At 42.6% G+C, this 15,038-nt stretch carries 16 protein-coding genes; 10 read left to right on the top strand and 6 right to left on the bottom strand.

Annotated features, from left to right (window positions below):
• The first annotated feature begins 33 nt into the window (after positions 1 to 33).
• The 7 genes from ribBA to glmS are packed head-to-tail and all read left to right on the top strand — an operon-like array spanning position 34 to position 6,760.
• A complete protein-coding gene (ribBA, locus tag MMP72_RS03790; RefSeq protein ID WP_241314686.1) occupies positions 34 to 1,155 on the top strand; it encodes a bifunctional 3,4-dihydroxy-2-butanone-4-phosphate synthase/GTP cyclohydrolase II in 1,122 nt (373 codons plus the stop codon).
• Positions 1,156 to 1,166: 11 nt separating this feature from the next.
• A complete protein-coding gene (gene ribE, locus MMP72_RS03785; RefSeq protein WP_004673571.1) occupies positions 1,167 to 1,637 on the top strand; it encodes a 6,7-dimethyl-8-ribityllumazine synthase in 471 nt (156 codons plus the stop codon).
• A gap of 3 nt (positions 1,638 to 1,640) precedes the next feature.
• Complete coding sequence (gene nusB / locus MMP72_RS03780; RefSeq protein ID WP_130160701.1) at positions 1,641 to 2,090, top strand: transcription antitermination factor NusB; 450 nt, start codon at positions 1,641 to 1,643, stop codon at positions 2,088 to 2,090.
• Between the two features lie 15 nt (positions 2,091 to 2,105).
• Complete coding sequence (thiL, locus tag MMP72_RS03775; RefSeq protein ID WP_241314684.1) at positions 2,106 to 3,023, top strand: thiamine-phosphate kinase; 918 nt, start codon at positions 2,106 to 2,108, stop codon at positions 3,021 to 3,023.
• Entirely contained in the window at positions 3,001 to 3,522 is a 522-nt protein-coding gene (locus MMP72_RS03770) for a phosphatidylglycerophosphatase A (RefSeq protein WP_241314682.1), read from the top strand. Before thiL ends, MMP72_RS03770 begins: the two co-directional genes overlap by 23 nt.
• Before the next feature lie 22 nt (positions 3,523 to 3,544).
• Positions 3,545 to 4,909, top strand: coding sequence for a bifunctional UDP-N-acetylglucosamine diphosphorylase/glucosamine-1-phosphate N-acetyltransferase GlmU (glmU, locus tag MMP72_RS03765; protein ID WP_241314680.1), 1,365 nt, complete (start codon positions 3,545 to 3,547; stop codon positions 4,907 to 4,909).
• Between the two features lie 12 nt (positions 4,910 to 4,921).
• Positions 4,922 to 6,760 (top strand): glutamine--fructose-6-phosphate transaminase (isomerizing), encoded by a 1,839-nt coding sequence (gene glmS, locus MMP72_RS03760; protein ID WP_241314678.1) that lies wholly within the window; start codon positions 4,922 to 4,924, stop codon positions 6,758 to 6,760.
• A 64-nt stretch (positions 6,761 to 6,824) separates the two neighbouring features.
• Here glmS and MMP72_RS03755 read toward each other — a convergent pair whose 3' ends face one another.
• From MMP72_RS03755 to pncA, 3 genes are all read right to left on the bottom strand, one after another.
• Entirely contained in the window at positions 6,825 to 7,463 is a 639-nt protein-coding gene (locus MMP72_RS03755) for a YitT family protein (protein WP_241314676.1), read from the bottom strand.
• A gap of 193 nt (positions 7,464 to 7,656) precedes the next feature.
• Positions 7,657 to 8,121, bottom strand: a complete 465-nt coding sequence (locus MMP72_RS03750; RefSeq protein ID WP_241314674.1) for an Lrp/AsnC family transcriptional regulator — start codon at positions 8,119 to 8,121, stop codon at positions 7,657 to 7,659.
• A 92-nt stretch (positions 8,122 to 8,213) separates the two neighbouring features.
• Entirely contained in the window at positions 8,214 to 8,846 is a 633-nt protein-coding gene (pncA, locus tag MMP72_RS03745; protein ID WP_241314672.1) for a bifunctional nicotinamidase/pyrazinamidase, read from the bottom strand.
• Positions 8,847 to 9,141: 295 nt separating this feature from the next.
• On the opposite strand from pncA, the gene dapA reads away from it, so the two are divergent.
• Genes dapA through purC form a run of 3 tightly spaced genes read left to right on the top strand, consistent with a single transcriptional unit; the run spans position 9,142 to position 11,410 of the window.
• Positions 9,142 to 10,035: a 4-hydroxy-tetrahydrodipicolinate synthase gene (gene dapA, locus MMP72_RS03740; RefSeq protein WP_241314670.1), complete on the top strand. Its 894-nt coding sequence runs from the start codon at positions 9,142 to 9,144 to the stop codon at positions 10,033 to 10,035.
• 15 nt (positions 10,036 to 10,050) lie between these two features.
• The gene (locus tag MMP72_RS03735; protein ID WP_241315143.1) at positions 10,051 to 10,653 is read left to right on the top strand and encodes a lipoprotein-34 precursor (NlpB); all 603 of its coding nucleotides are present in this window, start codon (positions 10,051 to 10,053) and stop codon (positions 10,651 to 10,653) included.
• A gap of 37 nt (positions 10,654 to 10,690) precedes the next feature.
• The gene (gene purC / locus MMP72_RS03730) at positions 10,691 to 11,410 is read left to right on the top strand and encodes a phosphoribosylaminoimidazolesuccinocarboxamide synthase (RefSeq protein ID WP_005194140.1); all 720 of its coding nucleotides are present in this window, start codon (positions 10,691 to 10,693) and stop codon (positions 11,408 to 11,410) included.
• A 62-nt stretch (positions 11,411 to 11,472) separates the two neighbouring features.
• On the opposite strand, the gene yddG is transcribed toward purC, so the two are convergent.
• The 3 genes from yddG to ampC form a co-directional block, all read right to left on the bottom strand.
• Positions 11,473 to 12,357: an aromatic amino acid DMT transporter YddG gene (gene yddG, locus MMP72_RS03725; RefSeq protein WP_241314668.1), complete on the bottom strand. Its 885-nt coding sequence runs from the start codon at positions 12,355 to 12,357 to the stop codon at positions 11,473 to 11,475.
• Positions 12,358 to 12,465: 108 nt separating this feature from the next.
• On the bottom strand, positions 12,466 to 13,746 hold the full coding sequence (locus tag MMP72_RS03720; RefSeq protein WP_241314666.1) for a replication-associated recombination protein A: 1,281 nt from the start codon (positions 13,744 to 13,746) through the stop codon (positions 12,466 to 12,468).
• Between the two features lie 83 nt (positions 13,747 to 13,829).
• Complete coding sequence (ampC, locus tag MMP72_RS03715) at positions 13,830 to 15,017, bottom strand: class C beta-lactamase (RefSeq protein WP_241314664.1); 1,188 nt, start codon at positions 15,015 to 15,017, stop codon at positions 13,830 to 13,832.
• Positions 15,018 to 15,038 lie beyond the last annotated feature (21 nt).

Below are 15,038 nucleotides of genomic sequence, written 5' to 3'. Positions count from 1 at the left end.
GTGCCCTAAAAGGCAGCAAAAAGGTGAAAACGAATGCCGCTAAGTTGTGTTGAAGAGCTTGTCGCAGATATTCGTGCAGGCAAAATGGTCATCCTGATGGATGATGAAGATCGTGAAAATGAAGGTGATTTAGTCATCGCTGCGACACATGTTCGTCCTGAAGATATTAACTTCATGATCACCCATGCCCGTGGTTTGGTCTGCCTGACCCTGAGTCGCGAACGCTGTAAACAACTCAACCTTCCACTGATGGTTGATCAAAACGGCGCACAGCATGCAACCAACTTTACGCTTTCAATTGAAGCAGCGGAAGGCATTAGTACAGGGATTTCTGCGGCTGAACGTGCCCATACCATTCACGCGGCAGTTGCTGCACATGCCAAACCAAGTGATATTGTTCAACCGGGTCATATTTTTCCATTAATGGCACAACCCGGTGGTGTACTACATCGTGCAGGTCATACCGAAGCGGGCTGTGATCTCGCTCGGCTTGCTGGCTTAGAACCTGCTTCCGTCATTTGTGAAATCATTAATGAAGATGGCACCATGGCACGTCGTGCGGATTTGGAAATTTTTGCTGAAAAACATGGTTTAAAAATTGGAACCATTGCAGATCTGATCCACTACCGTATGACCAATGAACAAACCGTAGAACGTTTGTCGCAAGAAAGCATACAAACAGAATATGGTACATTTGAGCTATATAAATACCGTGAGCTTGGTAATCCAGATATTCATTTAGCTTTAGTCAAAGGCGAACCAAAACAAGGAGTGACCACTGTCCGCGTACATGGTTTCAGTCCAATTCGTGACTTGTTAAAGCTGAATAAAGCAGATGGTTCTTCTGCTTGGAATTTAGATCTTGCGCTTAAAACCATTGCAGCAAGCGAACGCGGTGTTTTAGTCTGGATCGGTCAAGATCATTTACAAGATTTAGGCCATGCTTTCGACCTGTTAAATCAGCCGAAACCGCTCAAATCCAACGCTGCCCTATCACATCAATATCAAACCATTGGTGTTGGCGCACAGATTTTACGTGATTTAGGTGTTGAGAAAATGAAGTTGTTGAGTTCCCCACTTCGTTTCAATGCCTTATCCGGATTTAATTTAGAGGTCGTGGAATACATCACTGCCGATCAAATCACAGCAAAATAATCGAGGTTGCTATGGCAATTCGCCGAATTGAAGGTTTATTACATCTCGCAAGCGAAGGTCGCTATGCGATCTTAGTGGGTCGTTTCAACAGTTTTGTGGTTGAACATTTACTTGAAGGTGCTATCGACACTTTAAAACGCCATGGCGTTTCAGAAGAAGCCATCACCGTGATTCATGCACCGGGTGCATGGGAACTGCCGATTGTTGCAAAAAAACTCGCTGCATCAAAAAACTTTGATGCCATTATTGCATTAGGTGCGGTGATCCGTGGTAGTACACCACACTTTGACTTTGTTGCAGGTGAATGTGCCAAAGGTTTAGGTGTGGTTGCACTTGAAAGCACAATGCCTGTGATCAATGGTGTCTTGACAACCGATAGCATTGAACAAGCAATTGAACGCTCTGGTACGAAAGCAGGTAATAAAGGTAGCGAAGCTGCACTTACTGCGATCGAAATGGTTAACTTATTAAAGGCAATTTAAAGCATGTCGCAAACACTTCAGGCCGCTTATGCAGCGAAACGCAAAGCACGTCGTTTTGCTGTACAAGGGATTTATGAATGGCAAATGAGTCATAATCCTGTTCATGAAATTGAAGCACGTACCCGTGTAGAAAATGCCATGCACAAAGTTGACCTTAACTATTACCATGAATTGCTCACTCAAGTGGTTGCTCAACATGACGCTTTAGATGAGTTACTTATTCCAGTACTTGACCGTGAGTTAAGCGCACTGGATGGTGTCGAACTTGCAACTTTACGCCTCGGTGCGTATGAACTACGCGATCATCTTGAAGTTCCATATCGCGTGGTGCTTGATGAAGCAATTGAGTTAGCGAAACACTTTGGTGGTGCTGATAGTCATAAATACATCAATGGTGTATTAGACCGTTTATCATCAAAACTACGTGAAGCTGAAAAACAGCAAGCTAAATAATAGGCTTGATGCTCTATGGCTGAGTTTTCTATCATTGATCAATACTTTAAACGCCCATCAAAAACTGATGTCAGTTTAGGTATTGGTGATGACTCAGCCATTGTGACTCCACCACCGTCACAACAATTGGTGATCTGTGCAGACACTCTTGTTGCGGGTCGTCACTTCCCTTTAGACACCTCAGCCCATGCCATTGGCTGGAAAAGTGTGGCAGTCAACTTATCTGACTTGGCCGCAATGGGTGCAAAACCACATAGCATTTTACTTGCTTTAAGCCTCCCGACGGTCGACCACGATTGGTTAGCCGAATTTAGTCGTGGGCTATTCGACTGCTGCGACCAATTTGAGGTTGCCTTGATTGGCGGTGACACCACTCAAAGTACACAACTCACCATCAGTGTGACTGCGCTCGGCTGGATTGAACATGGCCAAGCCATTACTCGATCTGGCGCACAAGTGGGCAATTATATTTGTGTCAGTGGGCAAATCGGTGATGCTGCCTATGGATTACAGCATTTAAGCCATCCTTTACAACAACGCCTAGACTATCCAACACCGCGTTGTCATTTAGGACAACAGCTCAAAGGCTTGGCATCCAGTATGATTGATATTTCAGACGGACTTGCACAAGACCTCGGTCATATTCTGAAAGCATCGAATATCGGTGCAAAAATATTGCTCGATCAGCTACCGATAGATAAATCACTAAAAAACATAAATTTGCGGCAAGCTTGGCATTATGCACTGGCAGGGGGTGATGATTACGAATTATGCTTTACAATATCACCGCAAAACTATGAGAAACTGTTGCGACAACCCTTAGATGTTGCGCTTACAATAATCGGCGAAATTACCCAACACACTGGATTGTTATTTGAGTATAAGGGCGAGATTTGCCCATTGGATGTTCATGGATACCAACACTTTGCATAAACCACCGATTCGCTTCAATCAAATGACTTGGTATAACCGTTTCATCGTGTTCTGTGGTGTTGGTTTTGGTTCAGGTCTCAGTCCTAAAGCACCAGGTACTTTTGGCTCAGCCTTCGCCTTGCTCTTCGTCCCACTTTGGTTATATCTCGGATTATCTGCCAGTATTGTGGTTGTTCTACTGATGTCGCTGGTTGGCATTTATATCTGTGGACATACCGCCAAAGTACTCAATGTCCATGATGATGGTCGTATTGTTTGGGATGAGTTTGCTGGACAATCCATCACCTTGCTTCCTTTACTGTATTTACAACAACTCAATGCGCTATGGGTCCTCATCGGATTCATCTTATTCCGCATATTCGATATTTGGAAACCCTTCCCAATCAATTGGGCGGACCAAAAAGTGTCTGGTGGCCTAGGCATTATGTTGGATGACATCATTGCAGGCGTTTGGGCGGCACTTTGTATCTTTATTATTCACTTTTATTTTCTAACTTAAGCTATTGATATTAGAGTTAAACATGTCAACAACAGTTATTATTCTTGCAGCAGGGAAAGGGACGCGAATGCGTTCACAACGACCAAAAGTATTACAACCACTCGCGGGTCGTCCACTGCTCGGTCATGTGATTCAAACAGCTAAAAAGCTACAGGCTGAAAATATTATTACCATTTATGGGCATGGTGGAGAACTGGTTAAACAAAGCTTTGCTGAAGAACAAATTGAATGGGTTGAACAAGCGGAACAGCTTGGAACAGGTCATGCGGTTCAAGTGACCTTGCCCGTTTTACCTCAAGATGGCGTTTCATTGATTCTCTACGGTGATGTACCTTTGGTTCGTCAAAGCACCCTTGAACAACTACTTGATGCCTCTAGCCAGTCTGGTATTGGCATGATCACGCTAAATGTTGAAAATCCAACGGGCTATGGGCGTATCGTTCGTCAAGCTGGAAAAATTCAAGCGATTGTTGAACATAAAGACGCGAATGAAGAACAGCGTCAAATTCAGGAAATCAATACGGGCATTTACTGTGTCAGTAATGCCAAACTGCATCAATGGTTACCTGAATTATCCAACAATAATTCTCAAGGTGAATATTATCTGACCGATATCGTGGCCATGGCTGTTGCGGATGGTTTAGAAATTGCCTCGATTCAACCTGAACTGGTCTTTGAAGTTGAAGGCGTGAATGATCGTTTACAACTTGCAACGCTTGAACGCCAATTCCAACAGCAACAAGCCAAAGAGTTGATGCAGCAAGGCGTGCATTTAATTGATCCAAGTCGTTTTGATCTTCGTGGTCGCTTAATATGCGGTCAAGATGTGCTGATTGATGTCAATGTCATCATTGAAGGTGACTGTGAGCTTGGCGATAACGTACAGCTCGGCGCAGGATGTATTTTAAAGAATACACGTATTGCTGCTGGCACTCAGGTTCAAGCCTATAGTGTGTTTGAAAATGCAGTTGTCGGTGAAAATGTGCAAATCGGGCCTTTTGCTCGACTACGTCCAGGTGCAAAATTAGCCAATGATGTACATATTGGCAACTTCGTTGAGGTTAAAAACTCGAATATTGGTCAGGGCTCTAAAGCCAACCACTTTACCTATTTAGGTGATGCCGATATCGGCGCAGACTGTAATATTGGGGCAGGTACGATTACCTGTAATTATGATGGTGCAAATAAGCACAGAACCATTATTGAAGATCAGGTTTTTATTGGCACCAATAACTCGTTGGTTGCACCGATTAAAATTGGTCAAGGTGCCACCACTGGCGCTGGTTCAACCCTAACCCGAAATGTGACTGGGCATAGTTTAGCGGTCGAACGATCTAAACAGTTTGAAAAAGCGAATTATCAACGTCCCCAGAAATTGAAAAAATAAGAGGATAAAATTATGTGTGGTATTGTTGGTGGCGTTGCTGAACGTTGTGTAACCGATATTCTTATCGAAGGTCTTAAACGTCTCGAATATCGTGGTTACGATTCGGCAGGTTTAGCATTATTGAACAATCAAAAAATCTTACGCGAACGTCGTGTCGGTAAAGTCGCCAATTTAGATGAGGCGGTATCAGAACAAAAATTAACAGGTAATATCGGGATTGCCCACACACGTTGGGCTACACATGGTAAACCGACTGAAAATAATGCCCACCCTCACATTTCAGGTAATGTTGCGGTGGTTCACAACGGGATTATTGAAAACTACCAAGAACTCAAAGATACATTACAAGCACAAGGCTATGTGTTTAGCTCTCAGACCGATACCGAAGTGGTTGCGCACCTTGTGAATGATGCACTGAAGCAAACCGATAGCTTATTAGAAGCAGTACAAAAGGTGACGCCTCAGCTTAAAGGCGCTTATGCTTTAGGTATTATCCACACTGAACATCCTGATGAACTCATTACCGTACGTGAAGGTTCACCCCTCGTCATTGGTGTGGGAATTGGTGAGAATTTTATCAGTTCAGACCAACTGGCATTACTCCCTGTCACCAATCGCTTCGTTTATTTAGAAGAAGGTGATATTGCCCGTTTAACACGCAGCAGTATTGAAGTTTTTGTTAATGGTGAAGCAGTTGAACGCCCTGTAAAAGAATTGGATGCAACGGTAAGCAATGTATCCAAAGGCGCATATAAGCACTTCATGCTGAAAGAGATTTATGAACAGCCTGAAGCGATTCAACAAACCATTTCTCAAGCGCTGAATGGCAATAGCTTACGTGACGACTTCCTCAGCCACGCCAATGCTGATTTTAGTAAAATTCAACAAGTGCAAATCATTGCCTGTGGGACCAGTTATCATGCAGGTATGATTGCGAAATACTGGTTTGAGCAGTTGATTGGGGTATCTTGCCAAATTGAGATTGCCAGCGAGTTCCGCTATCGCACCCCTGTGATTGTTGCAAATACCCTGTATGTCTGCATTTCTCAATCAGGTGAAACTGCGGATACCTTAGCGGCATTACGTGAAACTCAAAAGCGTGCCAAGGCGCAAAATATTGATATTAGCACCATGACGATTTGTAACGTTGCGACCTCATCAATGGTTCGAGAGACTGATCACCATTTGTTGACACTCGCAGGTCCTGAAATCGGGGTTGCATCAACCAAAGCCTTCACCACACAGTTGGCTGCCTTGATGTTATTGATTCTCAAAGTTGGCGACGTCAAGCAACAGCTTTCTGCTACGCAACGCACAGAAATCATAGAAGCATTGTGGCACTGTCCTAAAGTCATTTTAGATACCTTGCAATGTGATACCGAAATTCTACGTTTATCGACACTATTTGTTGAGAAAAACCACTGCTTATTCTTAGGCCGTGGCACGAATTTCCCAATCGCGCTTGAAGGTGCGTTGAAGCTGAAAGAAATTTCATATATTCATGCTGAAGGTTATGCTGCTGGTGAACTGAAACATGGTCCTCTTGCGTTAGTGGACAATGAAATGCCGATCGTGATTTTGGCACCAAAGGATGAAATGCTCGATAAATTAAAATCGAACATGGAAGAAGTTCAAGCGCGTGGCGGTGAGTTGTTCGTGTTTGCAGATGAAAATAGCGGCATTAAAGGCAAAGAGCGTCAACATGTCGTGCATATTCCCACGATCAATGAATGGTTAGCGCCAATTGTTTACAGTATTCCTGTGCAATTACTGTCTTACCATGTTGCAGTATTACGTGGTACCGATGTCGATCAACCACGCAATCTCGCCAAGAGTGTAACTGTAGAATAATCAAATAGGTAGAAGGAGGTTTCAAACCTCCTTCTATCATTATCAAGCCTCAAAAAAACTTATACTAAGCCACATAGCGACTGGTTTTATGATTCAGTAAAATAATCGAATTTAGAATCACCGCACCAAAAATTGAAATCAAAATTAATTTCCAATCCACAAAAAATAATGACACCAGCAAGATCGCCACATCAATCCCCATCTGCACTTTTCCTGCTGGAATATTAAAACGTTCTTGCAAATAAAGAACCAACAGATTAATGCCTCCCAAACTTGAACGATGGCGAAACAAAATCAGAAAACTCACCCCCATCAGCACATTAGCAAAAACTGTTGCATAAATCGGGTGCACGGTTGAGAGCTGGACAAAATGAGGAATGGTTTCAGTAAAACCCGCCAATAATGCCACTGCAATAAAAGTCTTGAGCACCAAGGCAAGTCCCATTTTCTTATACGCAAAATAATAAAATGGAATATTAATCAGAAAGAATAAAACACCAAACTGAATGTCGGTAATGTAATGAACCAACAAAGATAAACCCGCTGTTCCACCCGTCATAATCCCTGCTTGTTGCAATAACACCATGGCAAAAGACAGGATAAATGTTCCAATCAACATCGCCAATGCATCTTCAATCTTTGAGTGTTGCTCAATCACAGGCGTGACTGGACTTACCAAAGATACATTTTGCTCGGTATTCATAACGGTATAACTCAATAGGAGAACAACACAGGGAGAGGTATCTTTCAAGGAAAGACATGGCATATTTGATCATTTTTATTATGTTTTCGCAATTTATTCTTATATTTTTACCATAAATGCAATTTATATTCAGAATCATAGATTTTGCATGTTATGCCCTGTTTCAATGCAAAGACATTATTGTTCTGCTTTTTTATTTCGTTGCAATGCCGTTCTCTTTGAGTTTTTCTAAAACAATTGAAGTATTTAAGTTGCTTACACCAAAATCACTCGATGATAAAATTCCAATCAACTTCACCATTTCATCTAAATTTCTAACCGCAACCTTGAGTGCAAAATCATAACTCCCTGTCAATTTATAAATATCTTTCACTGCCGATTCATGCAAAAGGAATTCAACAAAACGGTCATGGGTTGCATCATTATAATTTTGCAACTTCACTTCAATAATACCAACGATCGGTGTTGGATCAGCACACAAGGCAACCTGAGCATAATAGCCTGTGATGATTTTTTTCTGCTCAAGATAAATTCGACGACGTGAACATTGAGAAGTAGATAGTCCCACCAATTCAGCTAATTCTTGATTGGCTAAACGGCCATTTAGTTGTAAATGATGGATAATTTTTTGATCAAACTCATCAAGTTGTTCAGTCATGAAACTCTCAGTTATCGTTTTACTTAGTCATTTAAACAATGCAAATACATGGTTATGTGCAGTTTAACGTTTTTAGATCTAGCCTCACAAGCTCATGACAAAATTGCGGCAGATTGAATGCGCTGAATGCCTTGCACTCGCATCTCGTGCCAAGCCTGTTGCAATGAACCATTTAAGTCTATTGCTTTACATGCATCTTCAACCACATAGGTTTTAAAACCGAAATGTACGGCATCTAAAGCCGTCCACGCCACACAAAAATCCGTGGCAATGCCGACAATATAAACAGTGTCAATTTGATGTTCTTTTAGATAGCCATTCAGTCCTGTTGGCGTCTTGCGATCTGCTTCCATAAAAGCCGAATAACTATCAATATCCTGATGACATCCTTTACGGATAATTAACTGTGCCGTTGGAATATCAAGCTCAGGATGGAATGCCGCATCATGTGAGCCTTGTACACAATGTTTAGGCCACAACACTTGCGTTCCATAAGCCAACTCAATGGTTTCGAATGGCACTTTATTGTGGTGATTTTCTGCAAAAGAAATATGTTGCTCAGGATGCCAGTCTTGGGTCAGCACCACATGTTCAAATCTTGGCGCAAGTTGATTAATCAGTGGGATAATTTGATCTGCCTCTGCAACCGCCAGATTGCCACCAGGTGTAAATCCATTTTGTACATCCACCACGATCAGTGCGGTACCTTTCATTTGTTTTTGCATTTGATCACCCAACATTCCAGCTCAACCCTCCCTTTGTACCATACGCTGCCCTTGAGCATCTGACTACAGCGGTGATTATTTTATAAGATGAAAAGCATTCAAGCGAAAGATGAATTAAAGTTTCTTACAGTTTAACGAAAGCATATTGTTCTTATGTCTCCGATCAGTCATAATTTGCATAATTGTCATTCAACGTGGCTTAATTGTTGAACGACCAATCAAAATACTGCATCCATCCAATATTTCGTTTTTAATTACTTCAATCTCGGATGGGAAAATAGGATATTTTTTTAAAATGACTCAGCTAGCACAGAATATACAAGGCTCAATTGTCGCAATCGTTACCCCAATGCTTGAACATGGCGGTGTAGATTGGAAGAGTCTTGAGAAGCTTGTTGAGTGGCACATCCAACAAGGCACACATAGTATTGTTGCTGTTGGAACAACAGGCGAAGCGTCTACATTAAGCATGGAAGAACACACGCAAGTCATCAAAGAAGTGGTTCGTGTGGCCAATAAACGTATTCCAATTATCGCAGGTACTGGTGCGAATTCGACCCGTGAAGCGATTGAACTGACTAAAGCCGCTAAAGAACTCGGTGCGGATGCCGCGCTGTTGGTGACCCCATATTATAATAAACCGACCCAAGAAGGCTTATATCAACACTATAAAGCCATTGCTGAAGCTGCTGATATTCCACAGATTCTCTACAATGTTCCAGGCCGTACTGGGGTGGATTTGCAAAATGAGACCGTGATTCGTCTGGCAGATGTGCAAAATATTGTGGGTATCAAAGATGCCACTGGCGACCTTCCTCGTGGACAAGCCCTGATTGAAGGTTTACAGGGTAAAATCGCAGTGTATTCAGGTGATGATGCAACCGCTTGGGAGCTGATTTTACTGGGTGCGAAAGGCAATATTTCGGTCACTGCAAATGTTGCACCTAAACAAATGAGCGAGGTTTGTGAAGCAGCATTGGCTGGAGATAAAGCAAAAGCACAAAGTTTGAATCAACAAATTGCAAATCTACACAATATTTTGTTTTGCGAATCAAACCCAATTCCTGTGAAATGGGCATTGCATGAGATGGGCTATATGAGTACAGGTATTCGCCTGCCACTCACCCCGCTTGCAGAACAATATCGTGAACCGCTCCGCACAGATTTAAAAGCTGCGGGAATTATTTAATACGAGCAATTTATGATGCAATTACGTGTTGGTGTTGTCCTAGTCATTTCAGCGTTAAGTTTAGCTGGTTGTGGCCGTTTTGCCCTCAATAACCATTCTTTGGATTATAAGAAGGCAGAAGCACTTGAACCACTTAAATTCCCTGAGGGCGCAACGGTCAGACCATTTACACCTTTGTATCCTGCTCCGACAGTTGATCCATTGGCGATTGAACATGCGCCTACTTTTGAAAACAAAAGTGGTAAGCGTTACGCGCTTCCTCGCCCAGATGCGATACAAACACAAGCCAGTAATGTAGAAGATACCATTACTGCGCTCGGTCGCCCTCAGTTAGTGATGGATGGAAATAGAAACCCATTACTGAAAGTGGAAGGCCCAACGGCAACAGCATGGCAATATACCTTTGCAACCTTGAATAGTCTTAACTACAAGGTGATTTCGCAATCCAACAATGGTTATGAAGCCACCATTCAAGTCGATAATCAAAGCTATTTATTGAAGCTTTCCGCTGTTGGCTCAAGCAATACCGTTGCCTTATTCAAACTTGACACAACCTTTGCAGAACAAGCCATTGCAACAGAAGTGTTAAACCAGATTTACCAAAATTGGCCAGCCTAGTCGTTTATTAGGCATATTTTTTCAAAAAGGTTCCCCCATGTTAAAACAAACCTTGCTCTATACTGGTAAAGCAAAATCTGTATATGAAACAGACAATGCCGACCACCTGATTTTAGTCTTTCGTGATGATGCTTCTGCATTCAATGGCGAAAAAATCGAGCAACTAGATCGTAAAGGCAAGGTCAACAACCGTTTTAACGCCTTCATCATGGAAAAATTGGCTGAAGCGGGTATCGAAACACATTTTGAGAAGTTACTTTCACCAACAGAAGTACTGGTGAAAAAACTTGAAATGATCCCAGTTGAGTGTGTCATTCGTAACTATGCGGCTGGTTCATTGTGCCGTCGTTTAGGCGTTGAAGAAGGCAAAGTGTTGACACCACCGACCTTTGAATTGTTCTTCAAAGATGATGCGCTTGGCGATCCAATGGTCAACGAATCTCAAGCAATTGCATTAGGTTGGGCGACTGCCGATCAACTTGAAAAAATGAAAGAATTGACTTACCAAGTCAATGATGTCCTAAAAGCATTATTTGATGCGGGCAATATGATTCTGGTTGATTTCAAACTTGAATTTGGTGTATTCCACGACCGTATCGTACTTGGCGATGAGTTCTCTCCAGATGGTTGCCGTTTGTGGGATAAAGACACCAAGAAAAAATTAGATAAAGACCGTTTCCGCCAAGGTTTAGGTGGTGTGGTTGAAGCATATGAAGAAGTAGCGACGCGTTTAGGTATTAACTTAGATGATCTTTAAGCCTCTCTGAAGTGCAAAAAACCAGCTTCGGCTGGTTTTTTTATGGCTGCTGGAACATCAAGCTAATGCGATGTTTTTGTCGAAATCCAGCACAGAATTGACCCGATACAGACCATGAACGCCCCATACCAAAAAGATAAGCCCAATGGGGTATGTAACAAGATCGCGGCAAAAAATGCAGAAAACACTGGAATAAAATAAGATGCGCCTGCCAATAATGTCACATTGCCATGCAAGATTCCGATATTCCATGCAGCATAACCAAAGCCCATAGCTGCGGCTGCAATCAGCAACGTAATCGAAGATTGCCATTCAAACTGAAACGCCCCGCCACCCATGAGAAGATATTTAATCCAAAGCACAATCGCAACGAGGATGAAAAACAAGGTTATTCCATTGCTGCCATTGGCAATTTTTGCGGTAAGCGTACAGTAAGCAGCCCATAGCAATGTTCCAATAAATGCCAGCCCATAACTGAGTGGATTATTTTGAATATTCTGCCACATACCTGCTAAATCAAAGCCTTGCTCACCCCCCAAGACCCAACAAATTCCCAATAATGAGATGACAAAGCCAGGAATAATCAGAAAATTGGCTTTTTGCTGGTTAAACAAAATGGCCGCCACCATGGTAAAAGTGGGCCATAGATAGTTCACCATTCCAACTTCGATAGCTTCTCGATTATTGTTGCTATAACCAATCGAAAGTGAAAGACAAATTTCATAGGCCACAAATAAAGCACTGCCCCAAATTAAATATGTTCTGGGAAAGCTTCTCAGACTGCTCCAGCCGACCGAGAAAAATAGAAAGATTGAAGCGAAGGTATAGATCAGTGCTGCACCGCCCACTGCGCCAAAATGACTACTGACATCCTTGATCAAGGCAACGATCAAGCTCCATAAGAAGATCGCAACCAATCCAATCAACGTGGCTTTTTTTGAATTCATATGTATACAGGTAAAATCTTTAGATCAAAGCTGAAAGCCCACCCATTGAGAGAGTGAACTTTTGCTTCTAGGATTTAAAAGAATAGGCTTAGGCTCAAGCCTATTGGATTACTGTTGCTGTTGTTCTTGCTGCCAACGGCGTTGTTGTAAACGCTCAGCTTCAACCTCACGTTTATTCCGCGCTGATTCATACAGTTTTGTACCTTTCAACTCAGGTGGCAAGTATTCCTGCAACACAAAATGTTCTGGAAAATTATGTGGATAATGATAGTCCACACCATAACCCTGTTGTTTCATTAACTTGGTTGGTGCATTACGTAAATGCAAAGGTACAGGTAGATTTGCAGTTTTTTCAGCCAGCTCTAAAGCACGGTTAATGGCCAAATAGGTGCTATTACTCTTCGGACTGGTGGCCAAATAAACCGCAGTTTGTCCTAGAATAATACGCGCCTCAGGCATCCCCACCGCTTGTACTGAGCGAAAGCATTCACCTGCCAGTAATAACGCATTCGGATTGGAGTTGCCAATATCTTCTGAGGCGGCGATTAACATCCGACGCGCGATAAAAACAGGATCTTCTCCACCTTTGAGCATGCGTGCCATCCAGTACAAGGTTGCATCTGGATCACTACCACGAATGGATTTAATAAATGCCGAAACCACATCGTAATGCTGCTCACCCGATTTGTCATAACGGGCAATATTTTGCTGCGCCACTTTGACCACAATCGCATTGCTGACGATATTTTCGATATCAGCTTCAAAGGTACTGGCAATTAAATCAATTAGGTTCAGTGCCTTACGTGCGTCACCCGCAGCAAATTGAATAAGCGCATCATATTCTTCAATTTGAATAAAACGTTCTTTTAAGAATTGATCACTTTGAATGGCTTTATTCAGTAGCGTTTGAATCGCCTCCGCGTCCAGACTATTCAGGGTATAGACCTGACAACGAGATAGTAGCGCACTGTTAACCTCAAACGAGGGGTTCTCAGTGGTGGCACCAATTAAGGTGATCTTGCCTTTCTCAACTGCATTGAGTAAGGCATCTTGTTGCGACTTATTGAAACGATGAATCTCATCAATAAAGACGACAGGTGTCAGGTTGAGTAGATCACCACTTTCAGCAATCACTTCACGTAACTCTTTCACGCCAGTATTCAGCGCAGATAGGCTAATAAAAGGACGATCTACCGCTTGAGCCAGTAATAATGCGATCGTGGTTTTCCCCACGCCGGGTGGTCCCCAGAAGATAATCGAAGGTAGATGCCCCTGATCAATCATTTGACGTAACGGTGCATTTTCACCGAGCAAATGATCTTGTCCGATAATTTCGGACAAATCACGAGGACGTAAACGTTCAGGTAGAGGAATATGCGTATCGGACATTATCAATGGCTTTATGCTGTTTTACCGTAGTCTATTGTGTCTGACTCAAATCTACAATTTGAATCTGCGATCAGCTGATCATTCTATCGAACTTGTTGCAGTTGAATCAGCTGTTCGATGCTTCGATAGCTTGCGGTAATGCGTGCTTCATTCGGAAAATTGGTATTGGCGAGCATCACAATCCCAATCTTTTGTTGTGGTATAAACGCAGCATAAGCACCAAAACCATTGGTCGCACCCGTTTTATTAAAGAATGTTGCTGGGGAAGCAAGCTTCGGCTGTTTGATCGGCGTGACAGTATGACTTTCAAATGCCATTTTGCTGGAATTCCCATCCAACAAAGCCTCTAATTTCACAGGATAGGCATACTGTTCCCAACCTAAGCCCTGAGTCATCGCACCGACTTTAAAATAACCCACGTGGGTATTTTCAATGGCTTTACGGATAGGTTGTTTCAATTGCTGGACATTGATCTGTGCATCCAAGAATTTCAACATATCAGCACTGCTACTTTTCACACCGTAGGCTTCTGCGTCTAACATGCCCGCAGAAACACGCATGGCTTGATCAGCTTTATATCCCCATGCATATTGCGGCATGTGCTGTTCAGGCACCTGAATAAAACTCTGTGTCAAACCTAATTGAGGGAACAGCGTTTGCTCAAGTAATTCAGCATATGGTTTTTTCATCGCCAAAGCGGTGACGTAACCCATCAGACCAATACTCGGATTGGAATATTGCCGTGTGGTTCCGACTTGGCTTTTCGGCTGCCATGTTTGGTAATACTTCAGCATATCCTGCTGTTGCACGACCGAATCAGGGAACTGGAGTGGGAAACCCCCGGCACTATAAGTACCAAGGTCGAGTATGGTGGCGCGGTTGACCGCAGTATTTTTTAATTCAGGTAAATACTTGCTAGGATGGTCAGAGAAAGATAACTGTCCTTGCGCCTGTGCATAGCCCGCCAAGGTGGCATTAAAGATTTTACTGACTGAACCCAATTCAAACAAAGTCGCGCTGCTGACAGCTTGCTTACTTTGCTTTGAAGCAACACCATAATTGATGAAATAATGTTGGCCATTCAAGGTCACTGCCACGGTCATGCCCGGAATTTTATACTGTTCCAACAATGGTTTAAATTGTTGATCAAGCACTTGCTTGACCTGTTGTTCAGTCAGTTCTTGTGCCCAAAGCATCGAATTGCAAGATAAAAGTCCTGCTATCAACCATAGTTTTTTCGAAGGCATAGAAAAGTTGTTTCGCTTAGTCATTCATCATTTCACTTTGAGTTA

Origin of the sequence: Acinetobacter sp. NIPH 2699, assembly GCF_022549355.1 — a bacterium.
In the GTDB taxonomy this organism is placed as follows: Bacteria; Pseudomonadota; Gammaproteobacteria; order Pseudomonadales; family Moraxellaceae; genus Acinetobacter.
The sequence above is the reverse complement of the archived record's forward strand: the minus strand, read 5'-3'. Positions and strand labels throughout refer to the sequence as shown.

Bases quoted from the DNA above. Each gene is read 5' to 3' on its own strand.
- ribBA (WP_241314686.1), top strand. From the start codon at position 34: ATGCCGCTAAGTTGTGTTGAAGAGCTTGTCGCAGATATTCGTGCAGGC.
- ribE (WP_004673571.1), top strand. From the start codon at position 1,167: ATGGCAATTCGCCGAATTGAAGGTTTATTACATCTCGCAAGCGAAGGT.
- nusB (WP_130160701.1), top strand. From the start codon at position 1,641: ATGTCGCAAACACTTCAGGCCGCTTATGCAGCGAAACGCAAAGCACGT.
- thiL (WP_241314684.1), top strand. From the start codon at position 2,106: ATGGCTGAGTTTTCTATCATTGATCAATACTTTAAACGCCCATCAAAA.
- MMP72_RS03770 (WP_241314682.1), top strand. From the start codon at position 3,001: ATGGATACCAACACTTTGCATAAACCACCGATTCGCTTCAATCAAATG.
- glmU (WP_241314680.1), top strand. From the start codon at position 3,545: ATGTCAACAACAGTTATTATTCTTGCAGCAGGGAAAGGGACGCGAATG.
- glmS (WP_241314678.1), top strand. From the start codon at position 4,922: ATGTGTGGTATTGTTGGTGGCGTTGCTGAACGTTGTGTAACCGATATT.
- MMP72_RS03755 (WP_241314676.1), bottom strand. From the start codon at position 7,463: ATGAATACCGAGCAAAATGTATCTTTGGTAAGTCCAGTCACGCCTGTG.
- MMP72_RS03750 (WP_241314674.1), bottom strand. From the start codon at position 8,121: ATGACTGAACAACTTGATGAGTTTGATCAAAAAATTATCCATCATTTA.
- pncA (WP_241314672.1), bottom strand. From the start codon at position 8,846: ATGCAAAAACAAATGAAAGGTACCGCACTGATCGTGGTGGATGTACAA.
- dapA (WP_241314670.1), top strand. From the start codon at position 9,142: ATGACTCAGCTAGCACAGAATATACAAGGCTCAATTGTCGCAATCGTT.
- MMP72_RS03735 (WP_241315143.1), top strand. From the start codon at position 10,051: ATGCAATTACGTGTTGGTGTTGTCCTAGTCATTTCAGCGTTAAGTTTA.
- purC (WP_005194140.1), top strand. From the start codon at position 10,691: ATGTTAAAACAAACCTTGCTCTATACTGGTAAAGCAAAATCTGTATAT.
- yddG (WP_241314668.1), bottom strand. From the start codon at position 12,357: ATGAATTCAAAAAAAGCCACGTTGATTGGATTGGTTGCGATCTTCTTA.
- MMP72_RS03720 (WP_241314666.1), bottom strand. From the start codon at position 13,746: ATGTCCGATACGCATATTCCTCTACCTGAACGTTTACGTCCTCGTGAT.
- ampC (WP_241314664.1), bottom strand. From the start codon at position 15,017: ATGACTAAGCGAAACAACTTTTCTATGCCTTCGAAAAAACTATGGTTG.